The sequence below is a fragment of the Alteromonas australica genome, assembly GCF_000730385.1.
GTDB lineage: Bacteria > Pseudomonadota > Gammaproteobacteria > Enterobacterales > Alteromonadaceae > Alteromonas > Alteromonas australica.
In genome coordinates this window covers 3,302,694-3,327,884 of sequence record NZ_CP008849.1, presented here as the reverse complement: position 1 = coordinate 3,327,884, position 25,191 = coordinate 3,302,694, and the positions used below count along the sequence as shown (strand labels likewise).

At 45.7% G+C, this 25,191-nt stretch carries 19 protein-coding genes; 8 read left to right on the top strand and 11 right to left on the bottom strand.

Features of this window, described 5'->3' with window-relative positions:
* Positions 1-156: 156 nt before the first annotated feature.
* The 5 genes from EP13_RS14615 to EP13_RS14595 all read left to right on the top strand — a co-directional run bounded on the left by EP13_RS14615 (position 157) and on the right by EP13_RS14595 (position 7,400).
* Complete coding sequence (locus tag EP13_RS14615) at positions 157-1,050, top strand: N-acetylmuramoyl-L-alanine amidase (RefSeq protein ID WP_044057931.1); 894 nt, start codon at positions 157-159, stop codon at positions 1,048-1,050.
* Positions 1,051-1,132: 82 nt separating this feature from the next.
* A complete protein-coding gene (gene arcB, locus EP13_RS14610; RefSeq protein ID WP_044057930.1) occupies positions 1,133-3,487 on the top strand; it encodes an aerobic respiration two-component sensor histidine kinase ArcB in 2,355 nt (784 codons plus the stop codon).
* Positions 3,488-3,565: 78 nt separating this feature from the next.
* Positions 3,566-4,126 (top strand): PH domain-containing protein, encoded by a 561-nt coding sequence (locus tag EP13_RS14605; protein WP_332309673.1) that lies wholly within the window; start codon positions 3,566-3,568, stop codon positions 4,124-4,126.
* Positions 4,126-5,724 carry a PH domain-containing protein gene (locus EP13_RS14600; RefSeq protein ID WP_052364431.1) on the top strand — a complete coding sequence of 533 codons (1,599 nt, stop codon included), beginning with the start codon at positions 4,126-4,128 and terminating at the stop codon, positions 5,722-5,724. Before EP13_RS14605 ends, EP13_RS14600 begins: the two co-directional genes overlap by 1 nt.
* 83 nt (positions 5,725-5,807) lie before the next feature.
* A complete protein-coding gene (locus EP13_RS14595) occupies positions 5,808-7,400 on the top strand; it encodes a sodium:solute symporter family transporter (RefSeq protein ID WP_044057929.1) in 1,593 nt (530 codons plus the stop codon).
* Position 7,401: 1 nt separating this feature from the next.
* On the opposite strand, the gene EP13_RS14590 is transcribed toward EP13_RS14595, so the two are convergent.
* The 6 genes from EP13_RS14590 to EP13_RS14565 all read right to left on the bottom strand — a co-directional run bounded on the left by EP13_RS14590 (position 7,402) and on the right by EP13_RS14565 (position 15,825).
* On the bottom strand, positions 7,402-8,652 hold the full coding sequence (locus EP13_RS14590) for a diguanylate cyclase (RefSeq protein ID WP_044057928.1): 1,251 nt from the start codon (positions 8,650-8,652) through the stop codon (positions 7,402-7,404).
* A gap of 148 nt (positions 8,653-8,800) precedes the next feature.
* Complete coding sequence (prpF, locus tag EP13_RS14585; RefSeq protein ID WP_044057927.1) at positions 8,801-9,976, bottom strand: 2-methylaconitate cis-trans isomerase PrpF; 1,176 nt, start codon at positions 9,974-9,976, stop codon at positions 8,801-8,803.
* A 282-nt stretch (positions 9,977-10,258) separates the two neighbouring features.
* Positions 10,259-12,850, bottom strand: coding sequence for a Fe/S-dependent 2-methylisocitrate dehydratase AcnD (gene acnD, locus EP13_RS14580; protein WP_044057926.1), 2,592 nt, complete (start codon positions 12,848-12,850; stop codon positions 10,259-10,261).
* A gap of 15 nt (positions 12,851-12,865) precedes the next feature.
* Positions 12,866-13,987, bottom strand: a complete 1,122-nt coding sequence (prpC, locus tag EP13_RS14575; protein ID WP_044057925.1) for a bifunctional 2-methylcitrate synthase/citrate synthase — start codon at positions 13,985-13,987, stop codon at positions 12,866-12,868.
* A 237-nt stretch (positions 13,988-14,224) separates the two neighbouring features.
* Positions 14,225-15,100, bottom strand: coding sequence for a methylisocitrate lyase (gene prpB, locus EP13_RS14570; protein WP_044057924.1), 876 nt, complete (start codon positions 15,098-15,100; stop codon positions 14,225-14,227).
* A 65-nt stretch (positions 15,101-15,165) separates the two neighbouring features.
* Entirely contained in the window at positions 15,166-15,825 is a 660-nt protein-coding gene (locus EP13_RS14565) for a GntR family transcriptional regulator (protein ID WP_231401255.1), read from the bottom strand.
* Between the two features lie 219 nt (positions 15,826-16,044).
* On the opposite strand from EP13_RS14565, the gene EP13_RS14560 reads away from it, so the two are divergent.
* Both EP13_RS14560 and EP13_RS14555 read left to right on the top strand, forming a co-directional pair.
* Positions 16,045-16,290: a hypothetical protein gene (locus EP13_RS14560; RefSeq protein WP_044057922.1), complete on the top strand. Its 246-nt coding sequence runs from the start codon at positions 16,045-16,047 to the stop codon at positions 16,288-16,290.
* Between the two features lie 615 nt (positions 16,291-16,905).
* Positions 16,906-19,113, top strand: coding sequence for a TonB-dependent receptor (locus tag EP13_RS14555; RefSeq protein WP_044057921.1), 2,208 nt, complete (start codon positions 16,906-16,908; stop codon positions 19,111-19,113).
* A 95-nt stretch (positions 19,114-19,208) separates the two neighbouring features.
* Here EP13_RS14555 and EP13_RS14550 read toward each other — a convergent pair whose 3' ends face one another.
* From EP13_RS14550 to EP13_RS14530, 5 genes are all read right to left on the bottom strand, one after another.
* On the bottom strand, positions 19,209-20,570 hold the full coding sequence (locus EP13_RS14550; RefSeq protein WP_052364430.1) for an MFS transporter: 1,362 nt from the start codon (positions 20,568-20,570) through the stop codon (positions 19,209-19,211).
* Positions 20,571-20,613: 43 nt separating this feature from the next.
* On the bottom strand, positions 20,614-21,198 hold the full coding sequence (locus EP13_RS14545) for a BON domain-containing protein (RefSeq protein ID WP_044057920.1): 585 nt from the start codon (positions 21,196-21,198) through the stop codon (positions 20,614-20,616).
* Between the two features lie 7 nt (positions 21,199-21,205).
* Positions 21,206-21,802 (bottom strand): phosphoheptose isomerase, encoded by a 597-nt coding sequence (locus EP13_RS14540; protein WP_044057919.1) that lies wholly within the window; start codon positions 21,800-21,802, stop codon positions 21,206-21,208.
* A 107-nt stretch (positions 21,803-21,909) separates the two neighbouring features.
* Entirely contained in the window at positions 21,910-22,251 is a 342-nt protein-coding gene (locus EP13_RS14535; RefSeq protein WP_044057918.1) for a YraN family protein, read from the bottom strand.
* A gap of 5 nt (positions 22,252-22,256) precedes the next feature.
* Entirely contained in the window at positions 22,257-24,191 is a 1,935-nt protein-coding gene (locus EP13_RS14530; protein WP_052364429.1) for a penicillin-binding protein activator, read from the bottom strand.
* 130 nt (positions 24,192-24,321) lie between these two features.
* On the opposite strand from EP13_RS14530, the gene rsmI reads away from it, so the two are divergent.
* The gene (rsmI, locus tag EP13_RS14525) at positions 24,322-25,161 is read left to right on the top strand and encodes a 16S rRNA (cytidine(1402)-2'-O)-methyltransferase (protein ID WP_044057917.1); all 840 of its coding nucleotides are present in this window, start codon (positions 24,322-24,324) and stop codon (positions 25,159-25,161) included.
* The last annotated feature ends 30 nt before the right edge of the window (positions 25,162-25,191 follow it).

The window sequence follows — 25,191 nt, the reverse complement described above, 5'->3', positions numbered from 1 at the left end:
GTCATGTATTTTTATTTAGAAACGTAAACTTTGAACTTCACCCTTTGACTGCTATATTGATTGAAAATTATACAGTGGTAAAGCGCTTAATGGAATGAGTAAAAGTTTTATCTGAACATCCATGTTGTCGGTGCAAAAACGTTTAAAGGAAAAAACATGCCGACGCTACAACATAATGCCTCTGCTGATAACCTTATTATTAGTAAACATCGCCTTTCAGGGAGTGATGTTTCTTTCACGCCTTCACCTAACACGTCTGGTCCTTTCAAAGACAGTTTTCCCGATACCATCGTTATCCATTTTACCGCCGGGAGTAGTTTGTCATCGTCAGTAAATGTGATGACAAACCCGAATAACAAAGTATCGGCGCATTTAGCGGTAGGGCGGCAAGGTGAAATTGTCCAAATGCTGCCGTTTAATAAAATTGGCTGGCATGCGGGGAAAAGCAGTTGGCAAGGACGCACAAGCCTAAACCAGTACTCTTTAGGCATTGAATTAGATAATGCAGGTGAGCTTACTCCAAATGGAGAAGGCTTTTATACCAGCTGGTTCGGTGGTGTTTATGAAAGCAGTGATGTGTTCAAAGGCACACATCGAAATCAAACTGCCCCTCGATATTGGCACCGATATACCGAGGCGCAAATTATGCGTACGTTTTCTTTGTGCCAATTATTATGTCGCCAATACGGCATCACCTGCATTGTAGGGCATGAAGAGATAGCGCCTGATAGAAAGGTCGATCCTGGCCCCGCTTTTCCGTTAGATAAACTGCGTTCTCGCATGTTGGGAGATGCCGAGCCCTCACACGTTGACGTGGCAGAATCAAATACTCAGATAAACACCTTCGACGTACCGCAACCGGCAGTGGTTAGGGCCAGTAAGTTAAATGTAAGAAGCGGGCCTGGTACACACTATGAAAAGCAAGGGCTACCTTTACTAGCCGGTGACAAGGTTGAAATTATTGACGTTAAAAAGGGATGGGCGAAGGTTGAACGCACCACTACCGGTTGGGTAAGTGAGCAATATTTGGCCACGGTTAAAGCGGAATAAATAAGCCTAACGCGGCTATACGTTCCCGAAATAGAGAAACCCTGATAGGATAGGGCGAATATAATCCTAACAATAGACGTTCATGCATTCAGACTCACCCAATGATTCCTGGGCTATTAGGTTTGCTCAGTTTGTACAACGGTTTGGCACGCTTAAACTCAGCATCCTTTTCGTTGTTTTATCTTTAGTCTTTACCCTTGGTGGCTCGTACGTTATTCGTGTCAGTATGGGCAGTGATGTAGAACCCGATGATTTCATTAGCGCGGTTATTCTCACTATGCTTTCTGCACCTTGGGTACTCTATTTCTTCAGTGAGCTTATAAAGCAACTGGAAAACTCCCGCACCAATTTAAAAGAAGTGGTAAGCCAATTAGAGCGTTTACGTGAAGAAGATGTTTTTCTTAACCGTGAGCTGCAAAGCAATATTCGCCAACTCAACCACGAGATAGAGCAACGCAAGCAAGCGCAAGAAGAGCGCGAGTCTGTGTTTAAAGACCTTGAGCGGGAAATTCAGGATAAGTCTGAACAAGAAGCTCAGGCTCGCCGTTTGTCTACCTTATTACGTTCTATTATCGATGCGTCACCGGACCTTATCTATTATCGAAATGAAGAGGGGCGATTTGCCGGTTGTAACCGCATAGCGGAATTAATGACAGGCAAAACTGAACAAGAGTTACTTGGACTGACGCCTACAGACGTGTATGAAGAAGAGTTAGCGCGACAAATTGTTGCCAGTGATCATGAGGTACTTGAAACCAATGCCAGTATTACCGAAGAGTTATGGTTAAGGTTTGCTGACGGCCGTCGACGTTACTTTGAAATGAAGCGTGTGCCCTTTTTCGATAAAGAGGGTAACCGTTTAGGTTTATTGTCATTTGGTCGCGATATGACTGAACGCAAACAGGCTGAAAACGCCGCTGCCAAAGCCAGTACTGATAAAACCCGTTTTATTGCAACCATTAGTCACGAACTTCGTACACCGTTAAACGGTATCGTGGGCTTGAGCCGTATGTTGCGTGATACTGAACTTACAGAAGAGCAATTTAACTGGGTGAGTACCATTTATGCCAGTGCAATAACCTTAGGGAACATATTCAACGATATTATCGACCTGGACAAATTAGACAGGGATAAACTCGAACTGAGTTTAAAAACCATATCGTTAAAAGACTTTACCGATGAATTAAGCAGTATTATTCGCTTATTGGCTGGGGATAAACAACTTGAGTTTAAAACCACCCTCCACGAACCTTTACCGAGATTAGTGGAGATTGATGGGACTCGGTTGCGTCAAATTCTCTGGAATATCCTATTTAACGCGGTGAAGTTTACCCAAAAAGGGTATGTGAGTTTAACGGTTTCATCCACGAAACCGGATAACGACAAAGCCTATGTGACCTTTTTAATTGAAGACACAGGCGTAGGGATCCCTGAAACGGAAATCGATAAAATTTTCGCTATGTATTATCAGGTCGACCATCCAGACCACCAGTCTGCAACAGGTACCGGTATCGGACTGGCCATTTGCAAGCAAATGGTAGATTTGATGAACGGTGAAATTCATGTGTCGAGCACAGTGGGTAAAGGCACACGGTTTGAAATAGTGTTGCCTGTTCAAATTTCCAATCGCCCCATGCAAGTGGCGCAGCTACAAGTCACAGGCCTTAATATTCTGCTGGTTGAAGATATAGAGCTGAATGTCATGGTAGCTAAAGCGTTACTAGAAAAGCTCGGGCAAAAGGTGGATGTTGCCATGACAGGACAAGAGGCCATCGATAAAGCAAGAGAAACCCAGTACGATTTGATCTTACTGGATATTCAATTGCCAGATATGACCGGCTTTGACGTGGCGAGCACACTCATTGAAGAAGATTTGGTCATGCAAACGCCCATTGTTGCATTAACAGCCAACGTGATTAAAAAGCGCGATGAGTATTTGGAAAATGGCATGGACGATGTTATTGCCAAACCCATTAAAAAATCGCGGGTCATTGAAGTGTTTAATGAGCTGTTTCATGCGCCGCCAGCGCCGTTAGAAATAGATGGTGAAGTCGCGCGCCCTGAGCCTAACAAAATATTAAGTAACATTTTAGATATGGACTTATTGCAGATGTTAGTTGATACCATAGGGGATGAAATGGTGCGCGCAAGCGTGAAAGTATTCCAAGAGAAAATGCCGGAATACATGGAAATACTGCAATTAAGTTTAAGTGCCGATGAAAAATCAGAAGTCTGTGCACAAGCCCATAAAATTAAAGGGGCAGCAGGCTCTGTGGGGTTAGCCCGTGTTCAGCGAATAGCAAATCAAATACAGCAAGGCGACCACCCTACGTGGTGGGAGAACGTTCATGACTGGGTAGAAGAGCTGCAAATGGCGGTTCAACATGACATGAAAGCTTTGCATGATTGGTTAAATGAACAAAGGGTGGACGATTAAGTTCCATAAAAGGGGTGAGATTTCACCCCGTTTTTGTTTGCCCATGACATGCTTTTGAATGGGGGTTTACAGGGAATCATGACCAACATGAACAGTGAAGCAAAAATAGAAGACTTTTCCAACAATGTGTTGGTGCCCGAAGCTTTACCTACATTAACCGATATTCAGTTTCTTTCTATCTCGCCTCGATACCGGCTTATTAATGTGAGCGTTGCATTAGGGACCTGCATCATTATTGCAATGATCCTTACTGCCGTTCGGTTTCAGCCCTTTTTTACTGTGCCAGAGCAATTAACTCACCTTTACCCCTACGCGTTAATGGGCGTTACTGTGCTGGCGATATTGTGGGCCATGTATCATGTCTTTGCCGATGTCAAAATTAAGTATGGTATGCGGGAGCAGGATTTAAGCTTGCAAAAAGGGTTGGTGTTTCGACAACAAGCCTGCCAACCCATTTTACGGGTTCAACACGTTGAAATTAAGCGAGGACCAATCATACGCTTGGCAAAGTTAGCCTCGTTGCAGGTGTTCTCTGCCGGCGGCGAATATCACACTTTTGAGATACCCGGTTTACCCCTAGAAAGAGCGGAGCAATTGCGCCAGTTCATACTTGATCATAAAGATGTGAGTGCAAAGTAATGGCCTCGTTAGAAGAGCAGCGCATGATGGAAGACGCGCCCGATAGCTCAGTACAGGTAGATACGGGTAGCCATTGGCAAAGGTTAGCAACCATAGCCATTATGTATTTCACGGTGAGTAATATAAAAGGAATGGCCAAAGGGCTCATTTATGTTGTGCCTGCTTTGGCCGTGACGTTTAATCAAGCGGATGGCCCTATGAAAGATTATCTTTACGTGGGCGGGGCGGCACTCGTATTGCTCATGGCAGTCTCCGGCTTGGCCAGCTTTTTAATGTATCGTTTTCGGGTTCACAACCAACATATCGAAATTCAAAGCGGTGTCTTTTCTCGAAAATACACCAACTTGCCATTTTGGCGCATTCAAAACGTTAAAATAGATTTACCTTTTTACTATCGTCCGTTCAAATACGCACTGTTGGTTCTTGATACCGCAGGGAGCGCAGGAGAAGAAGCTCGAATAGTGGCGGTGCCGCTTCATTACGCCCATGCGTTGCGAAGACACGTTCTCGTACATCACAAAAACGCCGAAATAGCGGCTACCGAACCTCAGTCAAATCACGGCGCGACCTTGCCATCTCATGATGTTGACGCTGATGAAGTGGTACTTAACCGCCGAAGCATCGGCGATATTGTTATTCATGGTATTACTAACAATAGAGTATGGATTTTACTGGGGGTGGCTGCGCCTTTTTATGATGACGCCATTACAATGGTGTCGTCTTGGCTGGCAGAAAAAGGCTTACAGTTAAATCAATTGGTGGGTGAACAGGCAATTGCATGGTGGCAATTTGGGTTATATGCCTTGGTTATCGTGATGATGATAATGGCTGTACTCGCACTAATAAGTGTAGGCGGGGCCTTATTCACCTTTTATGGTTACACCTTATCGCGATCTGATGACAGATATATACGTAGAAGTGGCCTTCTCAATAAACAAGAAGTCAGTATGCGCGCTTCGCGTATTCAAATGATTAAAGCCAAGCAAGATTGGTTGGACAAAATACTTAAGCGTGTAAATCTCTATTTTGAGCAAAACACAACGGTAGGAAAGCAAGTTCAAGAGCTAATGTCGCCGAATAAGTTAATTGTGCCCTCTGTCACCGAAGATGAGGTGGCTGCGCTTACTGTCGAGGTGATGCCAGGCTGTAAACTCCACCGACATGATTTTACCGCTATCAGTAAACGTTTCATTGTGCATTGGATGTTAATGGTATGGAGCTGGCCGCTAATCGGGCTTTTTGCCGTCGGCTTTATTGCGTCAGAATGGGATATTGTGATGGCATCATTGGTGCTGGGCGGGGTGTTATTAGCAATGCTCTCTTTGCAATGGTGGCGTTGGGGGATGGCCTACGATGGGAAGTATATTTATGTGCGGCAAGGTCGTATTGGCATAGATTACTTGTGCTTTGAACCCTTTAAAGTGCAGCAGGTTATCGTCAAGCAAAGTGTTTTTATGAAGCGCCGAAAACTGGCTTCCATTGTTTTTGTTATGGCTTCTGGTTCGGTAACCGTGCCGTTTTTACCTCAAAAGTATGTGCAATCGATAGCTGATAAGGTGCTATTTGAGGTGGAGTCCACCCGTAAGTCTTGGATGTAATTGGGAGTTACAAATAAAACCATTAGGTACGTCTTTCGTAACTATGTCATTGTAGTGTAAATGCACACCAACGCAGGTACTATATGGATATTCTTGATTATACGGTTATTTTTGTTTATCTCACAGGAATGCTTGTACTGGGCTTCCTACTACGCAAGCAATCGTCTAAACAAGACTACTTTCTCGGTGGGCGAGAGTTGGGGTGGAAACCCCTCACGCTCTCTATCATGGCCACTCAGCTCTCAGCGGTAAGCTTTATATCGGCCCCGGCCTTTGTGGGCTTTCGCGAAGGAGGTGGTCTAATTTGGTTGTCTTATGAACTGGCTGTTCCCCTTGCAATGTTATTGCTCCTTGGTACGGTTTTACCTACCTTGTACAAGTCGGGCGTTGTGAGTATCTATGCGTATCTAGAAAACCGCTTTAGTGTATCTACCCGCTTGTGCATCAGTGCTGTATTTCAATTTAGCCGTGCGTTTTCCACCGGCATTATGATTTATGCACTGTCTATTATTCTTCAAGGCACTATGGGGATCACGCCTTGGCAAGCTGTTCTTCTTATTGGTGTGGTCACCCTATTGTATTCTCTGCAAGGTGGGATGAAAGCGGTGGTGTATGGGGATGCTGTTCAAATGGTCATCATCATATTAGGCACGCTGGTGTGTGCGTATGTGGGAATGACTCAACTTGGCGGTTTTGACCGCTTTTTACAGTTGGTTCCCAGCGACAGACTTACCGCAGTTAATTTTTCTTCTTTGGGGTTCAGCGGAGATAGTTTCGGCTTTTTCCCTATGGTACTAGGCGGGATCATTCTTTATGCTTCTTACTACGGGTGCGATCAATCCGAAGCACAAAGGGCGCTGTCTGCCAAAAGTGACAAAGAACTACGCAAAATGATGTTTGCGAACGGCATTTTTCGTTTTCCTATTACCTTATTGTACTGCGCATCTGGATTGATTGTGGGGACTTTAGCTTTTTCTGACGCCGAATTTTTGGCACAAATTCCTACAGATAACCCTGACTGGTTAATGCCAATCTTTATACTTAATTATCTACCCCATGGCGTAATAGGTTTGTTAGTGGTGGCCATTCTTGCTGCTGCTATGTCTTCTTTAAGCTCTGCTATAAACTCTTTGACCGCGGTTAGTGTAGAGGACTTCAAACGGCTTTATAGCCGATTCAATAAGGATACTTTAGATGAAAACAGTCACCTACGAATAGCAAGAATTATTGGTGTGGCGTGGGGAGTCATAACATTAGTTTTATCACTGAACGCAGGTGCAATAGCGCCCACGGTGATTGAAGCGATAAACAAAGTCGGCTCGGTATTTTTTGGCCCTGTTCTGGCCGTGTTTTTACTGGGGATATTGAGTGTAAGAGTGCAAAGCTTAGATGTCAATATTGGTTTAGTTGCAGGCGTAGGTACTAACATCATGCTAGCGTTTTTTGTGCCCACTGTTTTTTGGTTCTGGTGGAATGCGATTGGTTTTTGCGTGGCAAGTGTAATGGCGCTCTTGCTATCAAGGCGGCACACTAAGGCATTCAGTAAGACAACCGCCACACCTAACAACCGGATAAAACACCATTCAGTTTTAACCCGCAGTATTGCATTCCTATTGATAGGTTACTTTATATTACTCGTGGCAATATGTTGGTTTATACCTGCCTATTTAGGTTAATTTATCCATGTTTGAGTTGCATGTCGCGGGCAAAAATTTGGTTTTTTCCTGCCCGTTTAGCGCAATACAAACGACTATCAGCGATATCTAGCTGTTCATCTAAGTTTGACTGCTGTTCAGCACACACTCCCACACTGCAAGTGATCGTTAATTTATGATGAGTAAACTGAGTAGAGCGAACTGCATCCATAAATTCTGATAAAGACGTAAAAAAGGATTTGCTCGCACCCACTGAAATGACAGTGAATTCTTCGCCACCGTATCTTACTATGAGATCATCAGCAAAAAAGTGAGTGAGTAGGGTTGCAAATTCCTTTAGCAAGGTATCGCCGGTTTTGTGGCCAAAGTTATCATTAACGCTTTTGAAGTTGTCGACATCTATCATCGATACTATGGCTTTGCCGTGTCCTGTTTTAGGGTTAAGAAGCGATTCACCATGCTCATTTAAATAACGACGATTATAAACCTGGGTAAGCGGATCTAAATTCGCTGAATTTCTAATGGTTTGAATCATTTCCTGTGATTCTAAATTTTGCATCACGCGGCAATAAAACTCTTCGTGATAAAACGGCTTAGATAAAAAGTCGTTTGCGCCACTTTTAATGAATTTAGAGGTGAGTACACTATCACCATTGGCTGATAAGCCTATAAATACCAAGTCTTGCCAACGACGGTCGTGTCGAATGGCTTTAATCAGCTCGTAGCCATCCATATTAGGCATACGGTGATCGGCAATGACCATTCTTATGTCTCTATGACGTTCAAGCTCTTGCAGGGCTTCAAGACCATCAGAGGCTTCATGTACCTGAAAATGAAATTTGCGCAGTAAGCTGCAAATATGATTACGACTGGTTTTAGAGTCTTCGACGACAAGTACCTTGGTAGATAGATTTTTACGCAATCTATCAACTAACTTTAATACTTGTAGGTAGGAGTAGCGAGACTCTTTAGTTATGTAATCTAATACGCCTTGGTCGAGCAATTGAGCACGTGTAAATTCGTCAAAATTACCCGTTAGTACCACCGTAGGGACATTATGGGAAAGTGCAAGTTCTACGCTCTCCCCATTCGGCGCATCCGGCAGGTTTAAATCCACAATGGCCACCAGGTAATCATGACTTTTTTCCAGCGCTTGTTGTGCTTCAGATAAGTTTTCGCATAGGTCGCAGGTAAAGTGAGGATTATCCTCAATCAGCTTATTTACAATTTTACGTACGGTTAAACTGTCTTCAACAACAAGAACTTTATACATGACTACTACTCTGTGTATTTGTCAGAGCATCCTACCCAATTAACAATAAAAAAGCCCCCCTTATGGCGACAGTTTATACTTATGTCTAAATATACTTTTCCTTATATAAACAGCGTGCTTACGTGTTATTCCTGCCTTTTATATAGCATTAAATTTGAGGTACACGTACCCAGCCTTCCATTAAAACTCGTGCACTTCGGCTCATGACAGCTTGTTGAATATGCCATTGGTTATTATCAAAAGTCGCTTTCGCGCCAACCCGTAAAGTACCAGAGGGATGGCCAAAGGTAACCGACTCTCTGTTTTCTCCACCTGCCGCTAAATTAACCAGCGTGCCGGGAATAGCGGCTGCTGCAGCTATAGCAACGGCTGCCGTGCCCATCATCGCATGGTGCAGTTTACCCATAGACAGGGCGCGAACGAGTACATCAATATCTGAGCCCAATATGTCTTTGCCGCTAGACGCTTTGTAGCCTTTAGGCGGTGCTACAAAAGCCACTTTGGGGGTATGTTGGCGCGTTGCAGCTTCGCCAATATCTTTTATCAAACCCATTTGCACAGCGCCATGTGCACGAATAGCTTCAAATTTCCCAAGTGCTTCGGCATCATTATTTATATCATCTTGCAGTTCGGTACCTGTGTAACCGATATCTTCAGCGTTGATAAAAATAGTAGGGATACCTGCGTTAATCATGGTGGCCTGCAAGCTACCCACGCCCGGCACTTCCAAGGTGTCGACTAAACGTCCAGTTGGGAATATCGCGCCCTCACCATCGGCAGGGTCCACAAATGCAACCTCGACTTCTGCAGCAGGAAAGGTCACCCCATCAAGCTCAAAGTCGCCAGTTTCCTGTACGTCGCCATCAGTAATAGGTACGTTAGCAATAATCGCTTTATTAATATTGGCCTGCCAAATATTTACCGTGGCAATACCGTTTTGTGGAATTTTGCTGGCATCAACCAGGCCATTGCTAATGGCAAAAGCGCCAACGGCTGCGGTTAAGTTGCCGCAGTTACCGCTCCAATCTACGAAAGGCTTGTCGATGGCAACTTGGCCAAACAAGTAGTCTACATCGTATCCTTCACGCTCGCTTTTACTTAAAATCACGGTTTTACTGGTGCTAGAGGTAGCACCGCCCATACCGTCGGTTTGTTTACCGTACGGGTCTGGGCTACCTATCACCCGAAGAAGCAGCGCATCACGGGCTGGCCCCGGTTTTTGTGCGGCTTCTGGCAAATCTATAAGGTTAAAAAACACACCTTTACTGGTACCGCCACGCATGTAGGTAGCCGGTACTCGAAGTTGTGGCGCATACTTTGTCATGTTTTTCCCTTTCTTCGGTATGAGAGCGTTGAGGCACCGTTGAAACACGCCGTAAATACATCCCTGTAGGCTCTCGGGGCGCGTCCATGCGCCCCGAAGGTTTCAACGGTGCCTCAACGCCCTCTTAAATTAAAAAACCATTTTATCTAGAGAGAAGTAAGGTTGTTCGTGATTTAAAACTCGCGGTGAACACGTCCGTGTGCGCTCCCCAGCCGCATCCATGCGGCTGGAAGGGGGCAAATCACAAACGACTTCCACCCACCAAAAGTTCGTTCTACGTATTCAGCTAGCTTCAGCTTCCAAGAAGTCCTTGGCGAAGCGTTGTAGTACACCGCCTGCGCTGTAAATTGAGACTTCTTCACCTGTATCTAAACGACAGGTTACGGGCACTTCTAGTTGCTCGCCGTTGGTGCGATTAACGACAAGTGTGAGTGTTGCGCCCGGCGACGGTTCTCCGCTTACGTCGTAGGTTTCTGTACCGTCTAGCTCAAGGGTTTTACGGGTTGTGCCAGGTTTAAACTCAAGCGGCAACACGCCCATACCAATAAGGTTAGTGCGGTGAATACGCTCGAAACCTTCTGCCACAATCACTTCAACACCGGCAAGGCGTACGCCTTTGGCCGCCCAGTCACGGGATGAACCCTGACCGTAATCAGCGCCCGCTACAATGATCAGCGGCTGTTTGCGGTTCATATAGGTTTCAATGGCTTCCCACATGCGCACGACTTTGCCTTCGGGCTCAACCCGGGCCAGTGAACCTTGCTTAATTTCGCCGTTTTCCAGCACCATTTCGTTGAACACTTTGGGGTTCGCAAGGGTAGCGCGCTGCGCCGTTAAGTGATCGCCTCGGTGGGTGGCGTAGGAGTTGAAGTCTTCCTCAGGTAACCCCATTTTTGCCAAGTATTCCCCAGCAGCGCTGCTTGCCATAATGGCGTTAGAAGGCGATAGGTGATCGGTGGTGATGTTGTCACCTAAAATGGCCAGCGGGCGCATACCTTTCATTGTGCGCTCGGCATCCATTGCGCCTTCCCAATAAGGCGGGCGGCGAATGTAGGTGCTCATTTCACGCCAGTCGTAGAGCGGGTTAATGTCTTTACCGTAATCCACACTTAGGTCGAACATAGGTTCGTACACTTTTCTGAAATGCTCTGGCTTGACAGATTGAGTAACAATAGCGTCAATCTCTTCATCGCTTGGCCAGATATCTTTAAGCGTTACTGGGTTGCCATCTTTATCGGTGCCTAACACGTCTTTTTCAATATCAAAGCGAATGGTACCGGCAATGGCATATGCAACGACCAAGGGGGGTGATGCTAAAAACGCTTGCTTCGCATAGGGGTGAATACGCCCATCGAAGTTACGATTGCCCGACAATACCGCCGTGGCGTATAAATCGCGGTCGATAATTTCTTGCTGAATTTTAGGGTCTAGCGCGCCACTCATACCGTTACAGGTGGTACATGCAAACGCCACCACCCCAAAACCTAAGTCTTCCAACTCGCTCATTAAGTTGGCTTCTTCAAGGTATAACTTAACAGCTTTAGAGCCTGGTGCCAGCGAGCTTTTCACCCAAGGTTTGCGGGTTAAACCGCGCTGGTTGGCATTGCGTGCAAGTAGGCCTGCTGCAATAACATTGCGCGGGTTTGACGTATTAGTACAGCTAGTGATAGCCGCGATAATCACCGCGCCATCTGGCATTTTACCGTCTTCCTCTTCCCATTTCGCTGCAATACCGCGGCTTTCCAAATCACTGGTAGGTAAGCGTGCGTGTGGGTTAGAAGGGCCAGCCATATTACGGCCAACAGAAGACAGGTCGAATGTAAGCACCCGCTCGTACTCGGCGGTTTCTAAGTCATCGGCCCAAAGCCCAGTGTGTTTAGCGTACTGTTCCACTAGCGCAATTTGCTTTTCTTCACGACCCGTTAATCGCAAGTAATCAATAGTTTGCTGATCGATGTAGAACATGGCTGCAGTGGCACCATATTCTGGTGTCATGTTAGAGATGGTCGCCCGATCGCCAAGGGTTAAGTGGGATGCACCTTCACCATAGAATTCTAAATAAGCTGATACCACACGCTCTTTACGTAAGAATTCAGTCAGCGCTAATACAATGTCGGTAGCCGTAATACCTGGCTGTGGCTTGCCGGTAAGTTCAACACCTACAATGTCTGGCAAACGCAGGTAAGAAGCACGGCCTAGCATCACGCTTTCCGCTTCAAGGCCGCCAACGCCCACGGCAATAACACCGAGTGCATCAACGTGTGGCGTGTGGCTGTCGGTACCTACTAGAGTGTCGGGGAAGGCTACGCCGTCACGGTTTTGAATAACCGGCGACATACGCTCCAAGTTAATCTGGTGCATAATGCCGTTACCGGGCGGAATAACATCTACGTTTTTAAATGCGGTTTTTGTCCAGTTGATAAAGTGGAAACGGTCGTCGTTGCGTCTGTCTTCAATAGCGCGGTTTTTTTCAAAGGCGTCTTTTTCAAAGCCCGCGTGCTCTACAGCTAATGAGTGATCCACAATTAGTTGCGTTGGCACTACTGGGTTCACCTTCGCCGGATCGCCGCCTTTTGCTGCAATAGCATCCCGAAGACCTGCTAAATCAACCAGTGCCGTTTGACCCAAGATATCGTGACACACTACGCGAGCAGGAAACCACGGAAAGTCCAAGTCGCGCTTGCGGTAAATAAGCTGTTTAAGTGAATCGTTTAGCATGGCTGGGTCGCATTTGCGCACCAAGTTTTCAGCCAACACACGTGACGTGTAAGGCAGCTTGGCGTATGCACCTGGTTCTATGGCATCAACCGCTTCACGGGTATCGAAGAAATCGATACCCGCGTTAGGAAGCGGTTTGCGGTAATCAATATTCATAAACCACCTATTCTCTTAGCGTTCGCTGATTGCAGGAACAGGGCGCAATTCTTCGCCTGTGTATTCTGCCGATGGACGAATAATACGGTTGTCAGCGCGCTGTTCCATTACATGTGCAGCCCAACCTGTAAGGCGAGACATAACGAATATTGGGGTAAACAGCGGCGTAGGGATTCCCATGAAGTTATAGGCAGAGGCGTGGAAAAAGTCTGCATTACAAAATAGTTTCTTCTCGCGCCACATCACTTCTTCACAGCGCACAGATACAGGGTAAAGCACCTCATCGCCCACATCGGTCGCTAGCTTTTTAGACCATTGTTTAATAATTTCGTTACGCGGGTCGCATTCGGAATAAATTGCATGACCAAAGCCCATGATTTTCTCTTTGCGCTCTAGCATGCCCATCATTTTTTCTTCTGCGTCATCGGCTGACGTGAAGCCTTCTATCATTTCCATTGCGGCTTCGTTTGCACCGCCGTGAAGTGGCCCACGAAGAGAACCAATCGCGCCGGTTACACATGAATGCATATCAGAAAGGGTAGAGGCACATACGCGGGCTGTGAATGTAGACGCATTGAACTCGTGCTCGGCATAAAGAATGAGAGACACGTGCATCACTTGTTCGTGAAGCTCCCTTGGCTTTTCGCCGTGAAGCATGTGAAGGAAATGACCGCCAATGGAGTCGTCATCGGTTTCCACATCAATGCGCACACCATCGTGTGAGAAGCGGTACCAGTAACAAATAATACTTGGGAAGCACGCTAACATGCGATCCGTCACATCTTGCTGCTGATCAAAGCTAGTTTCCATTTCAAGGTTACCTAGCATTGAACAGCCAGTGCGAAGCACGTCCATAGGGTGGGCGTTTTTAGGAATGCGTTCAAGCACGTCTTTCAGTGCGTCAGGAAGACCGCGCATACCGCGAAGTTTGGTTTTATAGTCATCAAGCTCAGCTTGATTTGGCAAGTTACCCTTTAAGATAAGATAAGCGACTTCTTCAAACTGACACTTTTCTGCTAAATCTTTCACGTCGTAGCCGCGATAGGTTAAACCTGAACCTGATTTACCTACCGTTGATAAAGCTGTTTTACCTGCAACTTGGCCGCGTAAACCCGCGCCACTTAACTGTTTAGCCATCTTGTTGTCTCCGGTCTTGTATAATATGTAAGGTACTTTTTAGTGTGATATCTTTGACATTTGGCGCTTGAAGTTGGCGGGCACATTGGCTGCAGGAGCAAAGCACAGTTCCCTGCCACGCCGTAAACCCATCCATGGGGGCTCCGCTTCGGCATCCATGCCTCAGAGGGGCAGGGAACTGTACTTCACCCCTGCATCCTCGTGCTCGCCAACTTCAAGCTGCAATCGTTTATTTATTTAGTTTTTGCCGTCGGCAAATAGCGCATCTAGCTTTTGCTCGTATTCGTGGTAGCCAAGGTAATCGTATAGCTCCATGCGTGTTTGCATGGTGTCGACAACCGCTTTTTGATCGCCATTTTCAAGTATAGATTTGTACACCATTTCTGCTGCTTTATTCATGGCGCGGAACGCACTTAGCGGGTAAAGCACCATATCAGCACCCCATTCGCCCAACTCTTCTTTATTCCAAAGTTCGGTTTTGCCGAACTCAGTGATATTGGCGAGAATCGGTACATCTAAGGCTTCTGCAAATGCACGGTAATGTTCTTCAGTTTGAACTGCTTCTGCAAAAATACCGTCCGCGCCCGCTGCAACGTAGGCTTTTGCGCGTTCAATGGCTTTTTCTAAGCCTTCTTGCGCGAATGCGTCGGTGCGCGCCATAATGAAAAAGTCGGGGTCGGTTCTGGCATCAACGGCGGCTTTAATGCGATCTACCATTTCCGCTGTACTCACAATTTCTTTATTAGGGCGGTGACCACAGCGCTTTTGTGCGACTTGGTCTTCCATATGTACAGCGGCTGCGCCTGCTTTTTCCATGTCACGGATGGTTTTGGCGATGTTAAAAGCTCCGCCCCAGCCTGTGTCGATATCCACCATAAGCGGTAGGTCACACGCACTGGTGATGCGCTGAACATCAGCAATCACGTCATTGAGCGAGGTCATGCCTAAATCTGGCAAGCCATACGAGGCGTTAGCTACGCCGCCACCTGAAAGATAAATGGCTTGATGACCAATGGCCTTCGCCATCATGGCCGTGTAGGCATTAATAGTGCCTACGATTTGAAGAGGTTTGTTATTCTCTAACGCGGTTCTGAATTTCTTTCCTGCACTCATGATAATCACTCGCTTAATTGAAAGTAGGGTAGAGGTGTAAAAGGTAAGGAGAAGCCTTATGGGTATTAGTCATTGTTGAGCTTCTTCTCGATATTATTTTTTGAATAAAGAATGTGGCGACGCATGAGCATTTCTGCTAACTCTTCGTCGCGATTGGCAATGGCGTTAACAATGTGTCTATGCTCATCAAACGCCGTACTTACCCGTGGTCCTGCCATACCAAGCTGTACGCGGTACATACGAACTAAATGGTAGAGCCCATCAATAAGCACGCTAATAAGGTGATCGTTTTTGCTGCCAGTGACAATTCGGTAGTGAAAGTCGACATCACCGGCTTCTTGATAATAGCTGTGGCTGTCTTTCACTTTGTCGAAATGGCTATCAAGCAGCGCTTGCATGTCGGCAATTTCATCATCACTCATATAGCGAGCGGCTAAGCGGGCGGCCATACCCTCTAACGCTTCGCGCACTTGATACAGCTGAATAAGGCCTTCAGGTGACAGTGCAACCACACGGGCACCTACGTTAGCTTTACGTTCCACAAGGTGACAACTGGTTAAACGGTTAATGGCCTCACGAATGACTGCGCGACTAACGGCGTACTTTGTCGACAATTCAGTTTCACTGAGTTTACTACCGGCAGGAATAATCCCTTCTACGATGTCTGTTCTTAACTGTAAAAAGGTTTTATCAGCCGATGTAACAATAGTTTCTTTACTGATCACGAGATGAATTCCAATAGAACACTTGCGCTAATTGTCGACAATATTATCGTTATTTTGGCTAATAAGAAATAAAAAATGGAAATGAAATGTTTATTGTCGACATATTGTTGGAGAGGGAGTGTAAAAAACCGCCAAAGGTACAGTTTAATTTGCGTGCTGAAAGCGATTTAATAATTTACGACAAGGGCTTTTTATCAATATCACTATTAGGAGAAACACATGGAAATATTAACGCCAACCAAAATGATAAACGTTAGTGGCGGATCACTTGACCGAGAGACTCAACAAATCATGGTAAGTACTTTTGTGGGCATAGCTAGTGGCGGAAACATTCTCGCGGCCGCAATAGCTCAATGGGGTATGGGTCAGTATTACGATTTTCAAGGTAATGTTAGCATTAGTGAATCTGGTCCAATTTCAAATCATTTAACAACCAGACAAATTAGAGCTATGCGTAGGGAGTAACACATGGGCAATTTTATCACACGCATTAATATAGATATTGTTTGCTCTTTGATAACCTGCATTATCTTGATTGTGCTTTTTTTCTATCCCGCCTATTTCGCCGAATCTTCTTTATTGCGGTTGCTTCTAGTATTTGGAGGCGGGGTCGCTCCGCTTAGGTATTTGCGTGATTTGAAAAGGAACGGTAATCTTGATAGAAGTGATTGAAAAGTAATCATTTAAGAAAAAAGCACTGTTTTACCGTTAAGTTTTTTTAAAAATAATTTCTTTATATTTTAACCAATTAGTCTGGTTTTTGTTCAAAATATGACAGTTCTGTAATAAATATCTAGGCAAATTAGTACCTTGTCAGTATTATAGCTTTCCAGTCTTCAGGCTCAATAATGACTTAAGAGTAGACGAAGGCTGGTATTTTTGTTCATAAAGCAGGGACGTGGTGATATTTAGCTTTAAGAACATGGAGTATTTGTCAGTCTCTTAGCCAGTTCGGCAAGCCATTAGTCGTAGTGGCGTTCTATTCGTGAGTTTATTGGGTTTTAAGGTTCCATAGAAGAATCTGAAGCAGCCTAAAAATACAATAATTTTACACCTAACACTCACGTAAAGAGGTTATACATGATCACCAATACTGATGTGTCTAAGACACTTGCCAGTAGGCTCTCCCCTGTGGCACTAGCAGTAGCCCTCACCGTTCCCGTTTTCTCAAACCCTGTTATTGCTCAAGACGCTGACGCAGCTGAAGAACAAAAGTTTGAAGCTATTACCGTTACTGCGACTAAACGCCCGCAAGTTATCTATGAAGTTCCCATTGCTATTAGTGCATTTGATGGCGATAAACTTGCTGAACAAGGCATTAGCGACCTTACCGATGTAGGTAAATTTGTACCTAACTTGAATGTAACAGGCTTTTCTGCCGGTCATACTTCTTCTGTTAACCCGTTTATTCGTGGTATTGGTCTGCAAGACCACCTTATCACCACAGACCCAGGTGTAAGCGTGTACGTTGATGGCGTTTACCTAGGCCGCCAAGTTGGCCAAAACTGGAGTTTAAATAATATAGAGCGTATTGAAGTGCTTCGTGGCCCCCAGGGGACTTTGTACGGACGTAACTCTATTGGTGGTGCTATCAACATTATTACCAAAGAGCCAGATCAAGGTGATTTAACCAAAATCAACACTGAATTTGGTACGCGAGGCCGCGTAAAAGCAGATTTGTTTGTTAATCATGGTTTAACAGACACGCTGTCTTTCAATATGAATATGGCGTTTAATAAACGTGATGGCCTAGGCGAGTTTATTAATGTGCCTGACGCTGAGTATGATGTAGGCGAAACCGAAGATGTGTCGGGTCGTTTATCCGTTAAATGGGAACCATCGAATGACTTTCGTATGGTACTGACTGCCGATGGCAATAATGGTGACGGTGGCCTGCGCCCTTACACTGTGCTAATTGATGAATTGCAATCAGATCGTTATTACGGCGGGGATAACCCGTTAGGTGTTGCGCTGCGTAATACGGATGTGACGCCAGAAGGCTACGACATTTACGACAACGCAACCGGTGAAGAAGCCGTTACCGGCGTGTCTAACGAAGCTCGCGGTTTAGCGCTTACCACAGAATGGGACATGAACGACGACTATACGCTGAAGTTAGTTGCAAGTACCCGTTCTTCAAAATATAAAGCGGGTTTAGATGACGATGGCACTATTTATAGCCTGGATCACTATCCTGAGCGTGGTGAAGCAGATCAAACCTCTATAGAGCTTCAGTTAAATGGTTACATCAATGAATACACCGACTTTGTTGCCGGTTTGTATTATTTTAATGAAGAAGGCAAAAATCGTCAGGGCGAGGATTCTAGCTACAATACATGGTCCAATTTATTGGAACTTGACCAGGAAACAACATCAAAAGCGGTGTATGTGAATGTACGCCGAGACTTGACTGATGAGCTTAGCCTATCGGGTGGCCTGCGTTATACCGAAGATGAGAAAGATGCGTCAGCCAGTGTTTCAGAAGCAATAGGTACGGTTTATTCAAGCGATAACTGGGATGAAGTTACGTGGGAAATTGCCTCTAATTATACTTTTGAAAATGGCATGACAGGTTACGCGACAATTCAATCAGGCTACCAGTCTGGTCAGTATCCTGCGAGACCTTACTGTTTGTTTGGTAACATCGAATGTTTCGTTGCCTCAGACAATATCACTGCGGTTAACTACGAAGTCGGGATTAAAGGTCGTGTAAATGAATATTTCGACGTCAGCGTAGCAGTATTCAATACCGACTTTGATGACTTACCGTATCAGGTGAGTAAAGTGACAGAAAATGGGTTTGAAACCGATAACCAAATTGTTACGCAAACCTCTCGTGGTATTGAGCTAGACACTACCTTTAACTACGGTAACTTTAGCATGATGGCGAGTGTTGGCTATATGGATGTGGATGTGGATGAGCAAGATGGCTACAAGCCAGTTGCGCCTTTAACGCCAGACCTAACACTTGCTATAGGGCCATCTTACACCTTCGATCTTGAAGGCGGTGACTCTATCCGCGTACGTGCTGACTACTCTTATCGTTCAGACATGTATGGTGAGCCATCATCACTGGCAAGCCGTCAGACTGAGCTAGATAGTCGAGAGCTAGTGAATGTTGATATTGCATATACGCCAGCAGATGACGCATACACGGTGGCACTCTATGGCCGCAATATTTTTGACGAGCGTTATGATAATGCCCGCTTAAATACCGGTGACTACATTATTCAAGTGCTTAGCAATGACGCCAGTGAGTTTGGTGTAAGGTTCTCAACAGAATTCTAATACCAAGTTGTTTTTTATTGCTCATTAATAAGCCGGTCATATGACCGGCTTATTTTTTTCATTGGCATAAAATTGCATAGGAAAAGACTGTTGCCTTAAGATTGACGGGCTTTTTTCGCTTTACGTTTGTTTAATACAGAGACGCCGTCTTCTTTTGAAAGCATGAGGCTATCGGTAATACTCACCAGTGCCAGCACGCTCATAAATAGCATTGCCATAGTGAACGTTGTGAGGGTGGGGGTATCGGCACTTTGACCTAATAAAAATGAGGCGGCCGCAATGGCCAGTGCCGAGAGGGTAATACCTAGGCCTCGGTTCATTTGCATTAGTATAGCGCCTAAGGTATTAGCGTCGCGCATTTTATGAGTGGGCACATCAGCAAAAGCAATGGTGTTTAACAGCGTTAGGTGCGTTGATCGGGTTACGCCATTTGCAAATAAAATAGCGGCAATGGTGAATAAAGAAGTTTGGTGGTTGACGAAAGCAAGCGCAACAAACCCAAGCGCGATGAGCACGCCATTGACCACAAGTACACGCTTAAACCCGAAGGTATTCATGATCCACGTGGTTGCAGGCTTTATCGCCAAGTTGCCAGCAAAAAGCCACAGTAACAGCGAACCAGCCTCCACCGGAGAGTAGCCCAAGCCAAGCTGTAACATAAGAGGGACTAAAAACGGCGCACTGCCTAGCGCAATGCGTACTACCGAGCCGCCATACACAGATAACCTGAATGTTTTGTGCTGCATGGCGTCAAATGAAAACAATGGGGTTGGGGCTTTCTTTACGTGCCGTATTGCGAGTGCCATCAGCACTAAACCAACGAGTACAATGCTTAGCGACTGCATCAGTTTATCGCTGGTGCTGGCAAGAAACTCAATGCCTGCCATAAAAAGCGCAAAGCCAATGCCGGTGAGCAAAAAGCCTTTAATATCAAATTTGCCTACGTCACCTTTGGTATTTTTTAGTAAATAAAGCGAGGCGATAATAGCAAGTAAACCCAGTGGAATATTCATGTAGAAAATCCACTGCCAGCTGAAATGCGTGGCTATGTAGCCGCCGAGCACAGGCCCCAATAGCGGCGCACTTAGTGCAGGCCAAGTAATAATCGCTACGGTTTTTACCAGTTTTTCTTTAGGTAAGTCACGCAATACGACCAGTCGCCCTACGGGCACCATCATGGCGCCACCCACGCCCTGCAGAATACGCGATAAGGTAAATTCTACTAGGGTAGTGCTTAACCCGCAAAGCACGGATGCAAGGGTAAATACCCCTATTGCAGCAATAAAAATGGTCCGTGCACCAAACTTGTCGGCAACGTAGCCGCTTAACGGAATAAAGAGGGTGACAGCAACGAGGTAAGCAGAGACACCAATGGAAAGGTGGGCAGCCGGTACACCGAAATCGGCGGCAATAACCGGTAGCGCAGTGGTAATGACGGTCGCATCCAAAATTTCCATGAACAAGGCCCCTGCAACTAAAAGGGCCGTTGCTAATTCTCGATTAAATAATCTCAAATGCACGTACTACACGAGCTACGCCGGTAACATTGCGCGCAATATCCACCGCGGTAGTTGCTTCTAAGTTGGATAAACGGCCCATAAGAAATACTTCTGAATCTTGGACAATCACTTTAATTTGCAAGGCGGGGACGCGCTCGTCAGCAATAATTTTGGTTCTTACTTTTGAGGCAAGCCAGATGTCATTGGCCTGAGTGCCAGCACCAATAGGCTCACCTAATCGAATTTGGTTGTGAATTTTCTTAATATAACTGACGTCTTGTGCACGTTTTACCGCTTCATCGATGAGTGCTTGAGTGGGAGCTTGCCCAGTAAGTAGGGCAACGCCGTTATATACGTCAACTTGCAGGTTTGCTCTGGCCTTAAGCTCGTCACTTTTAGCCCATTGATAGGCCACTGCACGATTGGCATTTTGATCGTCAAGTTGCGTGCCTACCGTGCGTCTGTCATTGGCAACTTTTGCTGCCATGGCGCCCGCCGCACCAATCGCGGCAACACAACCTTGAAGTTGGGTCATCACGATTAAAGCGGCAATAAGCCCGAATAGTTTACTGTGCTTTTGTTTCATTATGGCCTTATTCGTCTCCGTGATCGGCTGGGAACAAACTGTCATCAATGCATTCACATAAATTGTGAATAACCAACAGATGGACTTCTTGAATTCGTGCAGTACGGTTAGAAGGGACACGAATTTCCACATCGTGCTCGCTTAAGAACCCTGCCATTTCTCCGCCGTCTTTACCCGTAAGGGCGACAATGGTCATGTCACGAGATAGCGCCGCTTCCATGGCAGCAATGACGTTGCGTGAGTTTCCGCTGGTAGAAATGGCCAGTAGAATGTCACCAGGCTGACCTAGCGCACGAACTTGCTTAGCAAAAATTTCGTCATAGCTATAATCATTCGCAATTGAGGTGATTGTGGACGTGTCAGTACTCAGCGCTATTGCCGGTAAACTTGGGCGATCTCTTTCGTAACGATTAAGCATTTCAGATGAGAAGTGTTGAGCATCTCCTGCAGAACCGCCGTTACCACAACTTAAAATTTTATTTCCACGAATAAGCGCTTCAACCATCATAGAAGCTGCTTTCTCTATGGATTCAGGCAAGATTTCAGAGGCGGCAATTTTGGTTTGAATACTCTCTGTGAAATTCGCTTTAATTTGTTCAATCATACTTCTTCTCTTAATAGGCAAACGGCTGAACCTGCTTTGTCTGTGCGTTACAACACTAGAGTAATGCTATTAGCGCTTAGCAATGAATGTCACGCGCTTTAAAAAATTCAACCGATGTTTTTAAGCCATTGAAGGTTATCTCCATCAATAGCGATAACGTCTATTCGCAGGGGGGTAGACGCTGGATTGAGGTTATTATCTAACAAATAGAAGGCAAACGCAGCTTGAATCCGTTGTAATTTTTTAACGGTCACAAAATCTACAGCTTGACCAAACTGGCGAGATTTTCTGTACTTTACTTCAACACAGACAATGGTCTCGCCGTCCTGCATGACAATATCCAGTTCACCTCTACGGGTTCGGTAATTACGACAACACAAAGATAAGCCTTGTTCCTCCAGAAAGGAGACGGCGCGTTCTTCTGCTGCATTCCCTTGCACTGTTGACATAAATGTTACTCCATAAGCATCTGTACACGTTCGTTGTTGATTACGGCTTGAGGTAGTTGGCGCTTCACTTCACCACTGTCGTTTATTTGCAATTCACCAGTTAAGCCTTCGTATTTCAAGTAAGGTAACACGGTTAACATGCCTAATTGAGGCAGCAAGTTATAGGCGTCGAACCCAAAGGCGAATAATCGGTTTTGCATGGTGGTTCGGTTGGGCCAAACCGTGTCAGTGGTAGCCGCCAAAGCCTGCCACTGGTGTGTTGGCATCATCCATGGCATATCTATAAAACGCACGTTCTGTAAATCTCGCCATTGATTTTTGCCACTGTCGTAATCCATTGAGCGTGACGTGGCATAGACAGGAACCTGTTTTCCATCATAGGGATTCAAGCTGGCTTCGATTATAGGGTTGAGCAGTTCTGTATCTTGTGGCGATGCAAAGGCAATAATTGCGTCAATGTCTCGTCGGCTGCGCGGCATGTTATAGACGTCTTCATTAACCATATACTCAATCTGGTTAATACGTTTATTACTCTGCGCCACATCCAGGGCTTGGGTAATACCTTCACGTAATGAGCTGCTGTCGTTGAAGGTCACCGTAGTCACGTGTGCCCGGGTACCTTTCTGCTTATGTAGGGCAAACCAACGATCTTTAAACGCATCGTGCATGCGCTCGTACAAACTACTTTGTGCAGCAACTACAATGGGCGCTCTTAATCCTTTGTTAAATATAAAATTTGCCAGTTGTTCAGCTTCATCCTCCGGTGCTAAACCAAAATAGCGTACTTCCTGATGCAGGGGGGCATCTTGTGCACTGCTGTTTACTGATACGTCCGATGGGGATAGCTGGGGTTGAGTAGAAGGTGCTAGCGATGGCTCCACTCTATTAAGGGCAAGCATGTTAACGTTTGCAGGCAAAACAGGAATCAGTGATTCAACGGTTTCTTTCAATAACGGGCCCACAATAAACTTGGCTTCTCCTAGCTCAGAAACCAGCGCTTGTGGCGATTTACCCAGGGTGTCGATAAAACGTAATGCTGGTAAATTGCTGTTTTCGCCTTGAATGGTTAATTGCTCATAATAGGCGGCCATAATACCGTCTTTCACGGCTTCACCGGTTGACGCTAAACGCCCACTTAACGGCAGGAATACGGCGATTTCTTGCAAGTCTGGCTGGCTAAGGGCGTGGGCTTGCATCACATCTTTAGGCAAATGAGTGGCTAACATGTGGCCAGGGTAGGTCCGTTGAAACGCTTTTAGCCCTTCTTGTAAGGAAACTGAGGATTGCGCATATTCATGGGTTAAGTTTCTCAACGAGATAAAGGGGCGCAATGCTGGAAATTGCCTATCTGCTTTTTGGAGCGCCGTTTCGTCGAGTTGTTTAACCCACGTCCACACCTGTTCAACCTTGACCTCGGCAGACGCATTTGTTCTTAAGAGTGCATTGGCAGCATCGGCCCACATTCCTTGCTTGGCAAATAATGTGGTCTGAATTTCCGCTTTTTTCGACGTAGAAGTGCTCAAACCTTCAAGCAGATGATGCAACTTGGCTGGGTCAGCAGAACGATTATTGATATAGGCCTTTGCAAGCAGCAAGGCATATCTATCGTGAAGCGAGGGCGCTATGCCGTCTTGTCTTAATTCAATCAGCACTTGCTGGGCAAGTAAGGTATCTTCTTGCTGTATATAGAGCGCTGCTGCATCTAGCAATAGGCTGTCCCGTGCATCTTTATCTTTTTGACCCTGCCACACTTTTTTCGCTTCAAGCAGCTTATGTTCAGGAGTAACAGGTTGATTCGCCTGGACGTCGACGGGTTTTGGGGGGGTAACTACAGGTGTTTTTGCTACCGGTTTTGGCGTGCTGCCACAGCCCATCAGCAGCGAAAGGCTGGCTGCTGTTGCGAAAATAAAACCTTTATTACGATGTCCAATGGTGCCCACAGTTCCATTCCTTTTACTACGTTAAGCAGCAAGTTTATCTTAACCACAATGAAAATCTACGTTTGCAATCATAAACTGGCCTAATGGCGTGGTACACTTTCGTTAATATTTAAAAAATTCGACCGTTTTTATGACAGATTTTGCAACTTTATTTATCGTGCCAACGCCCATAGGCAACCTTGACGACATAAGCGCTCGCGCTATTGAGGTTCTAAACAGTGTTGATTGGATTGCGGCGGAAGACACCCGTCATAGTGCCAGATTGTTACAACACTTCAGCATACCCACACGAACCTTGTCCCTTCACGATCATAATGAAGATAAGCGCACGGCGATGCTTTGTCATAGATTAAAAGACGGTGAGTCTGTGGCGTTAATCAGTGATGCGGGTACACCATTAATCAGCGATCCTGGTTTTATCTTGGTGAGGAAATGCCGTGAAGAGGGAATTCCTGTTATCGCGTTGCCGGGCCCATGTGCTGCCATTACAGCGCTAAGCGCTTCTGGCCTGCCCACCGACAGATTTATTTTTGAAGGTTTTTTACCTGTAAAAGCGCAAGCTAAAGATAACCTGTTGTCTCAGCTTAAAGGGCGAACGTGTACAAGTGTGTTTTACGAAGCGCCTAGACGAATCGTGTCAACCGTGAGCGATATCGCCAGGGTGCTGGGGAACAGGCATATTGTTATCGCTAAAGAAATCAGTAAAACGTTTGAAACCTACGTCAGCGGCACTGCCGACGATGTTATGGCCTACTTACACGCGGATGCCGCGCATCAAAAAGGGGAGTTTGTGGTCATGATTTCCCCCGCGCAGGTGGATTTAACCGCTATTCCTCCAGAAGCCATGGCGTTACTTGAGCGTTTGTGCGAACACATGCCCCTTAAAAAAGCTGCCGCGGTAGTGGCCGAACACTATCAACTAAAGAAAAATGCGCTTTACCAAGCGGGGCTTGGCATTAAAAAAGAGTAGCTAAGCGATAGGTAAGGCGATAGCATTCAT